General features: G+C 61.0%; 15 protein-coding genes. 4 read left to right on the top strand and 11 right to left on the bottom strand.

Going from position 1 to position 14725, the window contains the following annotated elements; translation table 11 throughout:
- Positions 1 to 15: 15 nt before the first annotated feature.
- The gene (locus H1204_RS41510; RefSeq protein WP_180735905.1) at positions 16 to 609 is read left to right on the top strand and encodes a dimethylamine monooxygenase subunit DmmA family protein; all 594 of its coding nucleotides are present in this window, start codon (positions 16 to 18) and stop codon (positions 607 to 609) included.
- Between the two features lie 125 nt (positions 610 to 734).
- On the top strand, positions 735 to 1871 hold the full coding sequence (locus H1204_RS41505) for a porin (RefSeq protein WP_180735904.1): 1137 nt from the start codon (positions 735 to 737) through the stop codon (positions 1869 to 1871).
- 13 nt (positions 1872 to 1884) lie between these two features.
- Here the strand turns inward: H1204_RS41505 and H1204_RS41500 are convergent, their stop codons facing one another.
- Complete coding sequence (locus H1204_RS41500) at positions 1885 to 3696, bottom strand: histidine kinase (protein WP_180735903.1); 1812 nt, start codon at positions 3694 to 3696, stop codon at positions 1885 to 1887.
- 66 nt (positions 3697 to 3762) lie between these two features.
- On the opposite strand from H1204_RS41500, the gene H1204_RS41495 reads away from it, so the two are divergent.
- Positions 3763 to 5643, top strand: coding sequence for a PAS domain-containing protein (locus H1204_RS41495; RefSeq protein WP_180735902.1), 1881 nt, complete (start codon positions 3763 to 3765; stop codon positions 5641 to 5643).
- A gap of 9 nt (positions 5644 to 5652) precedes the next feature.
- On the opposite strand, the gene H1204_RS41490 is transcribed toward H1204_RS41495, so the two are convergent.
- The 9 genes from H1204_RS41490 to H1204_RS41450 all read right to left on the bottom strand — a co-directional run bounded on the left by H1204_RS41490 (position 5653) and on the right by H1204_RS41450 (position 12684).
- Complete coding sequence (locus tag H1204_RS41490; protein WP_180735901.1) at positions 5653 to 6141, bottom strand: hypothetical protein; 489 nt, start codon at positions 6139 to 6141, stop codon at positions 5653 to 5655.
- A gap of 37 nt (positions 6142 to 6178) precedes the next feature.
- Positions 6179 to 7819 (bottom strand): APC family permease, encoded by a 1641-nt coding sequence (locus H1204_RS41485; protein ID WP_180735900.1) that lies wholly within the window; start codon positions 7817 to 7819, stop codon positions 6179 to 6181.
- Positions 7820 to 7926: 107 nt separating this feature from the next.
- Positions 7927 to 9057: an aminomethyltransferase family protein gene (locus H1204_RS41480; RefSeq protein WP_180735899.1), complete on the bottom strand. Its 1131-nt coding sequence runs from the start codon at positions 9055 to 9057 to the stop codon at positions 7927 to 7929.
- Between the two features lie 246 nt (positions 9058 to 9303).
- Positions 9304 to 9600: a hypothetical protein gene (locus H1204_RS41475; RefSeq protein ID WP_180735898.1), complete on the bottom strand. Its 297-nt coding sequence runs from the start codon at positions 9598 to 9600 to the stop codon at positions 9304 to 9306.
- Positions 9587 to 10264, bottom strand: a complete 678-nt coding sequence (locus H1204_RS41470) for a hypothetical protein (protein ID WP_243469077.1) — start codon at positions 10262 to 10264, stop codon at positions 9587 to 9589. Before H1204_RS41470 ends, H1204_RS41475 begins: the two co-directional genes overlap by 14 nt.
- 31 nt (positions 10265 to 10295) lie before the next feature.
- Entirely contained in the window at positions 10296 to 11687 is a 1392-nt protein-coding gene (locus H1204_RS41465; protein ID WP_180735896.1) for an amino acid permease, read from the bottom strand.
- A gap of 36 nt (positions 11688 to 11723) precedes the next feature.
- Positions 11724 to 11864, bottom strand: coding sequence for a hypothetical protein (locus H1204_RS41460; protein ID WP_180735895.1), 141 nt, complete (start codon positions 11862 to 11864; stop codon positions 11724 to 11726).
- Positions 11865 to 11868: 4 nt separating this feature from the next.
- On the bottom strand, positions 11869 to 12249 hold the full coding sequence (locus tag H1204_RS41455) for a hypothetical protein (RefSeq protein WP_180735894.1): 381 nt from the start codon (positions 12247 to 12249) through the stop codon (positions 11869 to 11871).
- 99 nt (positions 12250 to 12348) lie between these two features.
- Entirely contained in the window at positions 12349 to 12684 is a 336-nt protein-coding gene (locus H1204_RS41450) for a hypothetical protein (protein ID WP_180735893.1), read from the bottom strand.
- A 544-nt stretch (positions 12685 to 13228) separates the two neighbouring features.
- Between H1204_RS41450 and H1204_RS41445 the strand changes: the two genes are divergently transcribed.
- Entirely contained in the window at positions 13229 to 13624 is a 396-nt protein-coding gene (locus H1204_RS41445; RefSeq protein ID WP_180735892.1) for a tautomerase, read from the top strand.
- Positions 13625 to 13636: 12 nt separating this feature from the next.
- Here the strand turns inward: H1204_RS41445 and H1204_RS41440 are convergent, their stop codons facing one another.
- Complete coding sequence (locus tag H1204_RS41440; RefSeq protein ID WP_180736280.1) at positions 13637 to 14584, bottom strand: GlxA family transcriptional regulator; 948 nt, start codon at positions 14582 to 14584, stop codon at positions 13637 to 13639.
- Positions 14585 to 14725: the final 141 nt, after the last annotated feature.

The raw sequence follows: 14725 nt of genomic DNA, 5'->3' as shown, positions 1-14725 counted from the left end.
AGGGATGGAACAGTCATGACGTCGACTAACAAAAGCCGGCCCGAATACACGCCGCTGGCTCCCGACCTGCACGGCACGCGCCATTGGCTCGTGACGAACGGGGCGAGCGCCGAGGATCGGGTGCGCGTAAGTGTTGCGCTCGCGGGGCTCGCGCCAATGAGCATGTGGGAGGTGAATGACCCCACAAGGCATGGTGCGGGTATCACCTTCCACAGGGTGAAGGAGCGCACATTCGCCGACGAGGCAGCACTTTACGCCGCGTTCGACCTGGCGCTGCGCGATACGACGACGGCGACGATCGGCCTGCGCATCTACGCGCTCGGCAGCGAGCCGTTCATCTGGTCGATCCGGCGCATCGCGCAGCATCATGGGCTTGCGACGGAAGCTGTGAAGGTTCAGCAGAGCGGTACTTTGCAGCGGCGCGTGTACTGCATTCACTGTCACGCGTTCAACGACGCCGTCACGCGAAACGTGGTCGCCTGCTGCGGTTGCGGGCGTCAACTTCACGTGCGTGATCATTTTTCGCGGCGCCTTGCTGCGTTCATGGGTGTACAGGCGGATGCCGAAGTGCCCGGCGAATTGCCCGCCATCTCCGAGCCGTATCTGTAGTCTGCTGTCGTTCTTCCCCAGTCTGATCGAAATGCTCATCGCGCCGTTTTGACGGCGCGATGAGTACGCGCATGGACAGCCGCACGCCGGGTGTCCGGAGACCTATTCGCCAAAGGGAAACCTGGATGAAACACCTCTATCGTCATGCAATGCTGCTGGCTTGCTGCCTGAGTGGAAACAGTTATGCGCAAAGCTCCGTCACGCTCTACGGCGTGCTCGACACCGGTCTGAACTACACCAGCAATTCCGGTGGACACCATGCGTTCGCCATGGTGAGCGGCGACACAGCGGAAACCAGTTTTGGCCTGAAGGGCAGTGAAGATCTTGGCGGGGGACTCAGCGCGATCTTTACCCTCGAAAGTGGCGTCAATCTGAATACCGGTCAGCTTAACGAAGGCGGCCGCCTGTTCGGGAGACAGGCATTCGTTGGCCTGTCGTCGACACCCGCAGGCACGCTCACGCTCGGCCGGCAGTATGATGCAACCGTCGATATGTGGAGCCCGTTCACCGCCGCGGGAAACTCGATCGGTGATCTCGCGGCCCATCCATTCGACAATGACAATGCGGATTTCGATTTCCGGCTTAGCAACTCCGTCAAGTACGTCTCCCCGACTCTGTATGGTTTTCAGGTGGAAGGCGTGTACGGCTTCAGCAATACGACCAACTTCTCCGCGAATCGCGCTTACAGCGCAGGGCTGACTTATAGCGCTGGCCCGCTTTCCCTTGCTGTCGCCTACCTGCATCTGAACGGAGTCGGTACCACCGAGGGCGGGGCGGTTTCCTCGGACGCCGTGTTCGTCGCGCCGAAGCAGCAGAATATCGATGCCGGCGTGAAATGGACGTTTTCCGAAAACGCCAATGTATCGCTCGCGTATTCGCACGTCGACGTGACTTCACCCGCTGCCAACGCGTATGCGCCGAACATCGGAACGCAGACCTGGACGTCGTGGAAATTCGATAACGTCGAGATCAACGGGCAGTATTTCTTCATGCCGGACCTCTCGCTGACGGGGGCCTACACGTTCACGCATGGACGGCTTGAATCCGACGCGGGGAGCGACAGTCCGAACTGGCATCAGGTCGCGCTCATGCTGAACTACAGCCTCAGCAAGCGAACCTCGGTCTACGTCCAGGGCGCATGGCAACACACCAACGCAAGCACGGGAACGGATCTCGATGCTGCGCATATCATTGGTTCGAATGGCCTGTCCTCGTCGGGAAATCAGGTGGTCGCCCGAATCGGCTTGTTGCAGAAGTTCTAGCCTGGCAGCCCGCTCAACGACTGGTTGCGCCACTGACGCCGCGTGCCTTATGAGCGGCCAGCGCGGCGGGCACGAAGTTCAATACAACACGCGAGCCCTGTTCGGCCGGCTTCAGTTCGAGCCGCCCGCCGAGGCTGCGGGCGCGCTCGCGCATGATCGCGAGGCCGTAGTGATGTTCATCGCCCTGAGTGCGGTCGATACCCCGGCCGTCGTCGTCGATCGACACGGTCATCGTGTGGCCGTCCGACATCAGTTGCACCTGGGCCGTCGTGGCACGCGCATGGCGGATCACGTTGGTCAGCGCTTCCCGCACGATCTGCGCGACGTGCATTTCTTCGTTGACCGTGAGGCGCATGCGCGGCACACGGTTGTCAATCGAGATTTGTACCTCGCTGCGCGAACCGAATTCTTCGGCCAGATCTTCGAGCGTGGAAGCGAGGCCGTGCGCATGCATCGGCGAGCGGAAAGTGGTGAGCAGTTCGCGTAGCTGCCGATAAGCGCTGTCGATGCCTTCGCGGATGCCTTGCGCGATTTCGGCGATGTCGCTCTGCGAGAGTTCGGGTGGCAGCACGGCTTGCAGGCGGGCAAGCTGGATCTTCATGTACGACAGCGATTGCGCGAGCGAGTCATGCAGTTCACGCGCAATGGAATTGCGTTCCTCGAAGAGCGCCATGCGCCGGTCCCGCACGTCGCGGCTGACGTTCGATATCGCATGCGCCAGCACGCTGGCAATCGTTTCCAGCAGATACAGGTGGCGCTGCTCGAAGTGCGTGTCCGGCTCGCCTTCCGCGATGAGCACGCCATAGGTGGCGAGTGGCACCCGCACTGGCGCGGCCAGCACACGCGGTGGTACTTCGCCGTCGTCAAGGGGTGAGAACGTGTGGGTGCCGACGAGCGTCATCAGTTCACTCGTGACGCGTGCGCGTACGATGGACGGCACATCGCCGTTCGGGGAAACGACGGAATCGACATCGAGCAGTTGGGCGGTCGATTCCGTCATCACCAGCGCAATGCGCTTCACCCGCAGGACGCCGACGAGACGTTGCAGCAGGGCCTCAAGCGTGCGGCCCGAGGGCTCTTCTTCGGCAAGCTGTGCGCAGATGTGATGGAGCAGTTCGAGCGACTGGTCGGCGAAGGCAATGTAGTCTTCGACGATCCGTTTGAGCTGGGTCGACTCATCCTGCTCGGTGCGCAGCCGGACGGCGAGCTGCGCCTGGAGCTTGAGCAGGCGGTCTATTTCATCACGGCCTTGCGGTACCGTCTGCCCGGTTTCCGCCAGCGCCCGCAAGGCCGCGTGCGGCCGTGTGACGAGCGCGCGGCGCGCGCCCCATGCAAGCGACACCACGCCGAAGATCAACAGGAAAGCCGTACAGGCCTGTAGCAACCCGAGCACGGCCGAATGCACCTGGGCCTGGTACGCGATCTGGACGCGCAGTGCTTTGAGTGCCGCGAGAGTTTTGGCGGGCTCGGTGTCGGGCGCAGCCGGTACTGTCGAGGCCGGCAACAGCGCCGCGATTTCCGGGGTTGGCGCGCCGCGTTGCCTCCAGTCGTTCAGTAGCGTATCGTTGCGGACAAGCGAGTCGGCCAGCTCGGTCAACGTGTGTGCCGTGTCTTGCGAGCGTGTCTGCAGTGTCGTTGCCGTGGTGCGCAATCTCACGGCTTCGTCGAGTGAGAACAGCGTTTGCCGGAAGCCTTCATATCCTCCCTTCTGCATGAACGCGCTCACGTAGAGCAGCGCAATCAGGGCGACGATGCAGGCGAGCAGCGCACAGACCTTCGCGTAGAGCGGATAGCGGTGAACGGTCGCGGACTGGTCGGTAGTCATGGGCGGGTGAAGTGGTAGAGCGCAGCGCTTACGATCAGTGATCCTGTTTTTCGAAGCGAGAACGTCATGTCGGTTTATCTGTTCGCCACGGTCTTGTTGGCTGCCGTAGCTGCACTGGTGATTCCCAGACTTGGCTACAGTCCCGGCAGCAGTGATCTATTGTATGTCTCGATTGGGCTGGCAGGGGGGCTTGCGGCATTTCTGCTCATCATGGCATATGGCGCGCGCCGTACCGCGCCGCGCGCCAGGCGCGCAAGCCAGTCGCCCGAACTGGGCGCCTTTGCCGCCAACCTCTCCACGCCCGCCGTGCTGCTCGATAACGACGCGCTCGTGTTCGTCAACAGCGCCTTTCTCAAACATGCCCACTGGGAGTCGTACGCAGACGAAATCGTTGGCATGCCGTTTAGCAATCTCGTGCATCCGCAATCGTTGCTCGATCTGACCGCGTTGCTCACGCAATCGCGCGATGGCGAAGAGCGCACCTCGGGCTCGCTGCGGATCGCCTATGGCGACGGCAGTTTTCGTCTGCATCCCGTCACGGCGCTGCGCGCACGCGGTTCGCGCATGACGCTCCTGCAGTTTCCCGCTCCGTATTTGAGCGCGGACGCGCAGCGCAGCGAAGTGCAACTCCTGCAACACTGCCAGGAAGCCGTTCTGCAATTGCCTCAAGCGCTGTTTCGTGTCGACCGCGAGTTGCGGCTGGTCTTTTCGAATCCCGCGTGGCGCTCTCTCGTGCGTGCTGTTGGCAGCGACGCGGAGCTCAAACTGTTCTCGTCGTATTTTCACCCCGAAGACGCCGAGACTTTGAACGCACGCGTGAAGGTGTTGCTCGACGGACACCTCAGCGAACTGGTGACGGAAGCGCGGCTCATCCGTGCCGACAATACGACGGCTCACGTCGAACTGCGCTGCCACGCCGTGACCAATGACGAAGGCATTCTGGTCGGCGCCGTCGGTCTCGCGACGGATATCTCGAACCGGCGGCGCAACGAAGACGCGCTGCGCGCAAGCCGGCGCAGCCTGCGCACCTTGCTGTCCAATCTGCGCGCGATGATTTATCGTGGCCAGAACAACCGCGACTGGTCGATGGAATTCGTCAGTGAAGGGTGCTTTGAACTGACCGGCTATGAGGCGATCGAGCTGATCGACGAAAGCCGGATCACATTCCGCTCGCTGATTCACCCGGACGACCGCGAATTCGTCTGGAATGAGGTGCGGGCGCGGGTCCTTGCTCGCGAACCGTATGAGCTGACCTACCGGATCGTGGACCGTTCGGGACAGACCAAATGGGTTTGGGATCAGGGCTGCGGCGTCTATTCGGCACGCGACGAACTGATGGGGCTGGAAGGATTCATCGTCGAAGTCGCGCGCAGGCAGATGGTCGAAGAAAATGCCAACCGGCGCTTGACGTTCGAGCACTCGACGGGGCTCACCAGCGTGTCGATGCTCATCGACCGGATGGAGTTTTCCGCGGCCATTTCGTTGCGAATGCCGCTGCCCTGTGCAATTTTCGCGATCAACGTAGGCGAACTCGAACAGGTGGCGACGCGCTTCGGCCAGGACTACGCCGATCGGGTGCTGATCGAATTTGGCAGGCGGCTCGAGGTGACACAAGGGCAACTCAACTGCGCAGCGCTGCTCGACCCGCACGTGTTCGTGGTGCTGGTCGTCGATTTCAGCGCGGACGCGCTCGGCTGGTGCGGCAACGCGCAACAATTGGCGCAGCGCATGACGACCAGCCCGGACGCGGCGCTGGACGAACTCCGGGACAATCTTCGGAGATTGATCGAGGCGCCCGTTCGGGTGGAGGGCCACGAGTTCCGGGTTTCAACCCGTGTGGGCTGCGCATCGATCGGCGACGGCACGATCGACCCGAAGAAAGTGCTTGATCACGTACTGGCCGCTTCAGGCTGGGAAGTCGGTGGCGAGGCGGGCGGGGACAAGTGAGCGCTGCATTCAGAGCTGACTGGCACAGTCCCGCTCGTCCAGCAGCGCGAGCACGGGCTCGAGCGAACGGTCGGACATGCCTTGCGCTTCAAGGCGGGCAAATTCGAGCAACGCGCGTTCATGACGCGCCAGTGCCGTCAGTATCGCGGCGTCCTCTTTCGCGCTGTTGCGTTCCATCTCGTCGTAGAGCGCAACGAATCGGCCGATCTCCACGATAAACCACGCGATGAATGCGGGCCACGGCTGCCCAGCGTGTTGCCGGGCAAGCTTGATTCCCTTTTCACGTTGAGCCGCCTCATCGATCCCCGTGATGCGAAGACGGGCGATCAGAGGCCTCATGCGCATACGCGTCTGATATTCGAGCTGTGCCATGACGGCAAGCTTGCGCTGTCTGTCCGGGGCCACTGCGTCGCGGGCCATCGCGGCGAACCATGCTTCTCCATAGAGTTCGCCTTCGAAGGCCGCCTTGATTCTGGCTATATATTCGGTTCTGTTCACGCACGACCTCACAGGTAGACAGCGGACGGGACATCCATTACGCCGGAAACACGGCGAAGTGATGCGACAGCCAGATCACGAGCACGGCCGCGACCAGCGTCAGATAGGGCAGCCAGCCGGCGCGCCGTTTCGTCGTGCCGTCCTCGGGTTTCAGTTCCATGTCGTCCAGCATCGCGTCCGGGAAGCGACCCTTGTCCTGCACATAGTGCCGAAAGACGAAGACAGGGATGATCAGCGCGATTGCTACCAAGCCATTACGCAACGTGCCCGGCCCCCAGATATCCGCGCCTGCGCCAATGCACACGAGATCGATAAACCCGCACAGCGCGCCGAGCGCCAGCAGCCAGTTCGGGCATTTGAACGGGCGTACCCAGTTCGGACGGTCGAGCCGGTGAATCCAGCCCGCCTGAAGGTTCAGGAAAACAAATCCGAAGTAGCAGACATTGGACATGGCGAGTACCGCGACATTGTCCGACATCATCAGCAGGATCAGGTTGAAGCACAGGTCGGTCCACATCGCGCGCGTCGGTGCGCCGTGTTCGTTCACGTGCGACAGGTAGCGCGGCAGCCAGCCGTCAACCGATGCCTGATACAGCGTGCGGGAGGAGCCCATCATCGACGTCATCACCGACAGCAGTAGCGTGAAGACGAGCATGACGACGATCAGGTAGAAGATCGCCGCGCCGCCGCCGATGATTCTCGCCATGGCCGCCGCGACGCCCGTGCCGTCATAGATGTCGGGTGCGAGCAGGCCCTTGAGTCCCATGGCGCCCTGAAACGACAGCGGCACGAGGATATACACTGCGAGGCACAGCAAACCGGAATAGAAGATCGCCTTGAACGTGTCCGTTTTAGGGTTCTTGAATTCACGCGTATAGCAGACGGCCGTCTCGAAACCATAGGTCGACCAGCCGGCCACAAAGAGGCCACCGATCATCAGCGTCAGGCCCGCCGTGTTCCATGTTCCCGGCACGACGTTGCGTTTGGCGTCGTGCGCAAGCGGCAGCAGCGGAAACCAGTTGCTCATGTGCACGCTGCCCGTGATCAACGGCTCGAGGCCGAACACAGTCAACGGAACGAGGGCGGTAATGCCCATGTACTTTTGCAGTTTGGCGGCGCGTTCTGCGCCGTGATGCTGAACGAAGAATGTCAGCAGCAGGAGTGCTGCACCCAGAATGAAAGTCGAGTTGATGCGAAGATTCAGGCCCTCCTTGATGAAGTCGAGCTTCAGCAGGGTAAATGACCACGTGTTGATCGCGGCGTCTGCGGGAAAGAGCGTCGAGAGAACATAGCTTGCACCGAGACCCGTACCGAGTGCGAGCACGGGCGACCACGCAAACCAGTTGCACCACACCGAGACGGGCGCAAGAAACTTCGAATAACGGACCCATGCAATCGCGCCATAGATTGACGCGCCACCGGATTTATGAGGAAAGAGCCCGGAGATTTCCGCATACGTGAAGCACTGAATGAACCCGATGGTGATGGACGCGATCCAGATGATCCACGCTGGCTGGCCGACGGTCGCGGCAATGGCGCCCAGCGTAAAAAGAACAAAGGCCGGCGAGCCGCTCGCTACCCAGAAGGCGTCCTTCCACGTCAGCGAACGCTTGAGGGTTGACCGCACGCCGTCGTCGGACAGTCCCTCCAGGCGGTGAATTTCTTCGGTTGCACTCAATTTACGTCTCCTTGAGCACAAACCGGACGTTTCGTCACGGCAGTGCTCTTTAGTTTTGAAGGTTCAGTTTGCGGCGGACGGCTGGGTGACGGTTATTGTCAACCGGCTTACCCGACTGCCGTGCGCTTTTTCTTGTCGGGATCGTCGAATGGCAGCGCTGCCGCGCTCGCATGGGCTTCGAGACTGCCTTTCACATCGAGCGCAACGCCTTCCCGGGCCTGGGCGACGTTCAGGCGCGCAATGGCGAGTGAACGGCCGGTGAGCCGCGAGTACATGCCGCATGTGATCACGCCGACCTGTTCGCCGTTGTGCCACAGGGTGTCGCCAGCAGCCGCAGGTCGGGAGGCGTCCACATCGACACCGTAGATCCGGAAGCGCTCTTTTCCGGCGAGCCGGAAATGCTCTCGCGCGCCACAGAATTCGGTCTTGCCAGGCGAAACGGTAAAGTCGAGACCCAGTTCCCACAAGGTATCGCCGGCTTTTTCATCCGCGAATGGGTACATCTCGGAGTTATCGTAGGGGAAGAAGAGCAGGTAACTCTCGACGCGCAGCCAGTCCAACGCAAGGAACGCGCACGGCACGATGCCGAACCCGGCGCCCTTTTGCAGGATGGTGTCCCAGATCAGCGGGGCATCGGCGGCCTTGCAGAAGATTTCGTAGCCGCGCTCGCCCGTATAGCCGGTGCGCGAGATCATCACTGGCCGGCCAAAAAGACGTGTCTGCACATGATGGAAGTAGGGCAGGTCGCGTATGCCGGGCACATGTTCCGCCAGAAACTCGACAGCACGCGGTCCCTGCAACGACAGGTCATGCAGGTCATCGTCAAACAGCACGGCGACCTGACGGCCCTGCGCGGAACGCACCAGGCGTTCGTAGCCCGTGCCGGCTCCATGCACGACCATGAACGCGTTGGGACCCGTGCGGTACACGATGCAGTCGTCGACAAACTTGCCCTCCTCGTTGAGGATGGCGGCGTAGGCGGACTTGCCCGGGTAGAGCTTGCCGATGTCGCGTGTCGTCGCCCAATCGAGCAGGGACTCGGCATGAGGGCCCACGTAGTGCACTTTCTTCAGGCCGGAGACATCCATCAGTCCCGCTCTGGTGCGGATGGCTTCGTGATGGTCGGCGAGATCCGTGGAATAGGTCCACGCGGTGCCCATGCCGTTCCAGTCCTCCAGCTGAGAGCCCAACGCGCGATGACGGTCCGCGAGCGCTGAGATGCGCCATGAATTTGCCATATGACACTCCGTGAAATGGACGGTATGAATTGGAGGGGAGTGCGCATCGTGGGAATTCGTGAACAGGACGAATTGAAGTTACGCAGCATTGTCTCCGTAGGTAAGATCGTTTCCGATCTGGGACAAATGCTCAATCCTGTCGACGGGGTATAACCGGTGAGGTAGGGCTGTCGTGAAGGGAGTACATTTACCCCTCACGAAGCAACTGGATTCAGGCGGAGAGCGAGGTAGACGTGATGCAGGCGATCAGGCAACAGCGCGATTTCGAAACATCTCCCACCGCAATCTCGCGATGAAATACGCGTCCATCACCGCGATGGCGTAGACAAAAAGCCCACCGGCATGCCGTCCAGCAAAAGACCGTTCGGGCGCGGCGAGCTGCATCGTGACAAACCCTAGCGACAGCATGAAGAACATCATGATCAGCGCGCGCATCGGCATCCGGTTGATCACCTGGCCCGCGCCGGGCAAAAGGACTGCCGCCACCAGCACGAGATAAGGGTGCAACGGCCGTCTGCTGCGTGTGGCCTCACGCTTGCCCATGGACACCTCCCTTCATCACGTCGGCGCATACATGCATGGCCTGATCCAGCAGCGACTTGACGAGCGCTGCGGGGAGCCGTGCCTCTCGAAACACGGCCCGGCGTAACACCAGATAGTCACCTCGGTCTGCGGCATGCGCCTGATAGACCATCCTCACGCCATGGCGGGTGACGAGCATTTCCTTCGCGCGCGGGTCGGCAAAGAACCGCTTCACATGAGGATCGAGCGCGGCAAGCGGAAGTTCGGCAGCGGGTCTGTCGGCTTTGATCGTGATTGGGCCAGGCCACGTATGCGGCGTCATGACCCGCACGGGCAAACCGTCGGCGGGTGAATAGAATTCCGTGTTCTGTGCGCGCGCGAGCAGATCGACGGCACCCGTGATGGGCAATGTGCGTTTCACCGTGACGAGCAGCCAGAGCGACGGTACCTTGCGAAAGGCGACGTCGTCGACGAGCGGCTCGATGTGCACTTCATGCCCGCTATAGCGCCCAGCAAGCGCAGGCCAGGCGACGGCGTCCTGCTTCAGCCGATGCTGCTCGAAGAGCGCGAGGCAAGCATCGAACAGCTTGCCGCGCTCCGCTCTCAGTGCGTTGCGATCGCGCCGGTACATCAGGCCAAGCGTGGCGAGAAACAGAACGGCCAGTGCGATGCCCATCGTTTGCATGTCGAAGCGCTCCATGTTGGCGCGGGCCGCATCAATAATTCTTCGGGCGTGGCCAGTCCATCGTGAACTGATCGCCGCGCTTCACGTACTTGTAGCGATGCAACGCGAACCAGATCGAGGCCGTGATATAGAACGCCATGATCGACAGCAGTGAAGCGCCATAGCCCAAATAGGTCGCGAAGTAAGTCGCGGTGCACAGTACTGCCAGCACTATCGCGGGAATGGGATGGAATGGATGGACGTAGCCGCGATTGATGCTGCCAAGCGGCCACTGCCGGCGGAACTTGACGATATTGATCGACATGAACGTGTAACCGAGCAGCCCGGAGAGAATCGAAAACGTGATCACCTGGTCGAGCAGGCCCGTGAACGCGAACGAAATGGCGATCGGCACGAGAAAGATGATCGCGCGGTAAGGCGTGCGATAGCGCGGGTGCACGGCGCCGAACCACATCGGCATATACCGGTCGCGCGACATCGAGAACCATGCTCGCGACGCGTCGTTGATGCAGCCGTTAGCGGATGCGACTGCCGAGAACAGGGTGCCCACGAACAGCAGTGTCTGCAAGGACTTGCTCCCCGACAGACGCGCGGCGTCGTAGAGCGGGGTCACCGCCTGGCCCAGATACTCCCACGGCATGAGTCCCGTGGCGACATACCAGGTCATGGCAGCCGCGATGAGCAGCGTAATCATGCCGCACATCGTTCCAAGCGGAATCGAGCGGCCCGCCGAGCGGACCTCCTCCGCCGCCTGACAGGTGCCTTCGATGCCGAGGTAATACCACATGCCGAACTGCAAGGCGGCGACGACGCCGAGCCACCCATAGGGCAACTGCGTGAGCAGTTCGTGATGAATCAGCGTTTGCCCCGGATGCCAGGGCGCGACACCCAGGAACAGCACGACGATCGCGATGAACGCGACGGCCGTGATCACGAAGTTGACCGTGAGCGTCACAAACACGCCGCGATAGTTGAGGAGCGCGAGAAACGCAATCGTCACAAGCGTGAACGGTCGCGAGTCGAAGTTGGCGTAGCCTGAGTCGGCAGCCACGGCCTTGATCAGATCGCCGACCACGAGCGCATCCGCGGCTTCGAGCATCGTGTACGCCATCACGAGATAGAGCCCCACGTTGAACGCCATGAGCGGCCCGATGATGTGCTTTGCCTGCGTGTACTGTCCGCCCGCCGCGGCGACGGTGGACGTCACTTCCGAGTCGATCATGGCCACGCACGTATAGAGCAGGCCGATGATCCAGCATGCGATCAGCGATCCATATGCGCCGCCTTTAGCGACGGAGAAGTTCCATCCCATGAACTCGCCGACGAGCACGATGCCGACGCCGAGCGCCCACACGTGAATCGGTCCCAACACTTTCAGCAACGCGATGCGCTCGCCTGTCTGTCCTGCTGTTGCGTCACTCATGAGCCGCTCCTCCGCGGGTTGATGCCTAAGGTTTGCTTATTCCTTGCCTTCCGTGGAACTCATCAGGAAGTCGTCGTTGTAGTCGCGCCCGACCTTGAAGGCGTCGATGAGGATCCACGCGAAGATCAGGATCGACAGGCCCCACGCGGCATTGCTCGACCATTGCAAGAAGTTCATGACGTCACTCCCCAAATTTTTCCGCGATCACCTGCCGATATTGCTTGTCCGACACACGCAACACGAACCCGAAATAGCCGATGATCACGAGTGCCGTCACGATGAGCGAGACGGGTTCGATCTGATAGTCGAAACGGGTGGTAATGATGGGCTTGGCCTGCTCGGCGTCGTAGCCAAGCTTGCGCCATTGCGCTTCCATCGCCGGGTTTTGTCCGAGTTCTCGCCACGACACCTGCGTTTTGGCCGTTTGCGCTTCGGGTGGCTTGTCGGGTGCCTTGAGCAACAGCGGCGCAAGCAGGCTGCAGTACACGAGCAAGAGGAGAAAGACGCTGTCGACAAGCTGGCCGAAGCCTTTCTGAATGGGCGGGACGTAATCGGTTTCCATAGTGTGTTTTTCCTCGCGGGTCGGCATTCGGGTACCGCTCAGTTGCCGGCGTGGCAACTGAGGGTGCATCGAAACACGATGAAAATAAGGCTCGAACGCTTACTCGACGGCTGGATTGAGCGACTCGTCGTCGCGTCTTGCGAGCTCTGCCTTGCTGGCGCGGTTTTCGTCCAGGTGGCGTATGTCGAGGCCGTAGATGTGGTCCTTGTCTTCCTCGTAATGGCGGATCATGGCAAGGATCGATGCGGAGTTGAAAACGAGCACGGCGCCCACGCCGATGGTGAGCGCGACGCGTACGGACGTATCCGTTGTCTGGGCGGTCATCGCGAAGTAGACGTAGCCCAAAGTGACCCAGAGCGCCAGAAGAGCGATTTGCGCCATGCGCCGGTCGCGCAAGAACATCTGATTAATACGCTTGCGGATTGCGTGTTCCATCTCGGCAACTCCTTGTCGTGCCGGCGACGCCGGCGGTGGTCAATGATCTGGCTGCTCTCCGTGATTCCCATGCGTCAACAAAGTTTCCTGACAATATTTGTGGTTTGATGCACGCTTGTCAATATGATTCGAGGGGTAGATGGTTCGAAGTCCGGACTGGGCGGTATGTCCGCATTTGAGCGACACGACCCACGGGCACGAGAGCGTGTGACCTATTTGCCCGCTTCGCGCCGGATATGTTTTCTCGTTCCAGCCACAGCACACCGAACGTGGGCTTTGCGGCAACGCGCGCCGCGAGCGGACGCTCGTGCGTGTGACGTCTCGCACGTCCTCCTCATGCTGTCGGGTGTGCCGCTTCGCTATTCCGAGATAAGGTTCATCGTGCCGCATGCGAAGGCGCCCGCGCAAACGGTCCCGCCGCGTCTACAAAGTGATCCTCAGCGAGCAACCGCGATTACTCGCATGTCCGGAAACCTTGCGCATCTGACATTGGAGAGGCACCATGTCCAGTGGAAAAATGGGGCTTTCAAGGAGTGTGACGACCATGCCCTACCTGCAACTCGACGTAACCGACCACTATTCAGTGGAAGACAAGCGGCGCCTGGCGCTGAAGATGAGCGAGACCTACGCGCGGATGATGTCGGTCGACATCAGGCGTATCAGCGTCGCGATTCGTGAGCTGGGAGATGGCGGTGTCTGGCGGATTCCCGAGGCCGGTGAAGAGCCCACCCCGGTCGCGGTCATGATGCTGGACATCAGAAAGGGCAGGACGCCCGAACTGCGTATGGATGTGGCCAAAGCCCTGTGCGCACATTGCATCGAAATTCTTGGCCTGCGTGAAGACCGGCTCAACGTCGAATTCACCCAGCATTCCGGGGATGAGATGTATCACCCGGCGTTGGGCGGCTATAGCCCGGAGTGGACGCCGGGCGAGCAGTAAGGCGAACTACGCTTAAAGCGCAAGGGGTGTGACACCCGACGCCCGCTGTATGGTTTGCGGTGGCTGACCGAATGCACGCAGGAACGCTTGACGCATCCGCTCCCGGTCGCCAAAGCCTGTCTCTCTCGCAACGATCTCGATCGGGTGACGAGTCGTCTCCATCATCAGTCGAGCGGCTTCAACGCGAAGCCGCTCGACTGCCTTCGCGGGCGATTGGCCCGTTTCCTCACGAAACACGCGGCTGAACTGACGCGGACTGAGCCGTGCCGCTTCGGCCAGCCGCTCGACCGACAAATCGCTCGCCAGGTTCTCGCTCGCGTAGGCAAGCGCCATCTGAACGCGGTCTGAGCGCGCGCTCATTTCCAGCAGGGCCGAAAACTGCGACTGACCGCCACCGCGACGCTGGTAAAGCACGAGCTTGCGCGCAACCATGCGCGAGGTGTCCAACCCGAAGTCGTTTTCAACGATCGCAAGCGCGAGATCCACGCCTGCGCTCATGCCGGCCGACGTCCAGATCTGTCCATCCACGACGAAGATGCGATCTTCTTCGAGCTGTACGTTCGGATACTGCTTCTGGAAGTCGCGCGCGTGGAACCAGTGTGTCGTCGCGCGCTTTCCTTCCAGCAGACCTGCAGCAGCCAGAACAAATGCACCGGTACAGATCGACGCAATTCGTCGCGATTGGCGCGGCGCTTCGCGAAGGTAATCCACCAGCGCAGCCGAGGGAAGTCGGCATTCGTTGTCGCCCGCCACGATGAGGGTGTCGTAGCCCTCTTTGGCAAGTGGTTCGCTATGAACCGAAAAACCCTGGGACGAAGCGATAGGTCCACCGTGCTCGGACACGATGCTGAATTCGTAAGCTGCTTCGCCGCGCAGCAGATTGGCGTATTCGAAGACGCTCGCCACTGCGAGCGCGAGCGACTGGAAGTTGGGATAGACGACGAGTCCGACGGTATGCATTGATGCCTCGCGAGTCATGGCCTGATTCGTTGAAGGTAGCACATAACGGACAACAATGTGGTCGAACGTGTGGCCGAAATCCTTGCATATATGGCATTGAGGTCGTAGGCGGCCGAGCTCAGAATTCGCTTCATGAACCGA

The organism is Paraburkholderia sp. PGU19 (assembly GCF_013426915.1).
Taxonomy (GTDB): domain Bacteria; phylum Pseudomonadota; class Gammaproteobacteria; order Burkholderiales; family Burkholderiaceae; genus Paraburkholderia.
The sequence above is the reverse complement of the archived record's forward strand: the minus strand, read 5'-3'. Positions and strand labels throughout refer to the sequence as shown.

What these genes read in the sequence shown, in the direction of transcription:
- H1204_RS41450 (WP_180735893.1), bottom strand. Translation starts at nt 12,684, where the DNA reads ATGGAACACGCAATCCGCAAGCGTATTAATCAGATGTTCTTGCGCGAC.
- H1204_RS41500 (WP_180735903.1), bottom strand. Translation starts at nt 3,696, where the DNA reads ATGACTACCGACCAGTCCGCGACCGTTCACCGCTATCCGCTCTACGCG.
- H1204_RS41480 (WP_180735899.1), bottom strand. Translation starts at nt 9,057, where the DNA reads ATGGCAAATTCATGGCGCATCTCAGCGCTCGCGGACCGTCATCGCGCG.
- H1204_RS41510 (WP_180735905.1), top strand. Translation starts at nt 16, where the DNA reads ATGACGTCGACTAACAAAAGCCGGCCCGAATACACGCCGCTGGCTCCC.
- H1204_RS41495 (WP_180735902.1), top strand. Translation starts at nt 3,763, where the DNA reads ATGTCGGTTTATCTGTTCGCCACGGTCTTGTTGGCTGCCGTAGCTGCA.
- H1204_RS41505 (WP_180735904.1), top strand. Translation starts at nt 735, where the DNA reads ATGAAACACCTCTATCGTCATGCAATGCTGCTGGCTTGCTGCCTGAGT.
- H1204_RS41465 (WP_180735896.1), bottom strand. Translation starts at nt 11,687, where the DNA reads ATGAGTGACGCAACAGCAGGACAGACAGGCGAGCGCATCGCGTTGCTG.
- H1204_RS41470 (WP_243469077.1), bottom strand. Translation starts at nt 10,264, where the DNA reads ATGCAAACGATGGGCATCGCACTGGCCGTTCTGTTTCTCGCCACGCTT.
- H1204_RS41455 (WP_180735894.1), bottom strand. Translation starts at nt 12,249, where the DNA reads ATGGAAACCGATTACGTCCCGCCCATTCAGAAAGGCTTCGGCCAGCTT.
- H1204_RS41445 (WP_180735892.1), top strand. Translation starts at nt 13,229, where the DNA reads ATGCCCTACCTGCAACTCGACGTAACCGACCACTATTCAGTGGAAGAC.
- H1204_RS41475 (WP_180735898.1), bottom strand. Translation starts at nt 9,600, where the DNA reads ATGGGCAAGCGTGAGGCCACACGCAGCAGACGGCCGTTGCACCCTTAT.
- H1204_RS41440 (WP_180736280.1), bottom strand. Translation starts at nt 14,584, where the DNA reads ATGCATACCGTCGGACTCGTCGTCTATCCCAACTTCCAGTCGCTCGCG.
- H1204_RS41460 (WP_180735895.1), bottom strand. Translation starts at nt 11,864, where the DNA reads ATGAACTTCTTGCAATGGTCGAGCAATGCCGCGTGGGGCCTGTCGATC.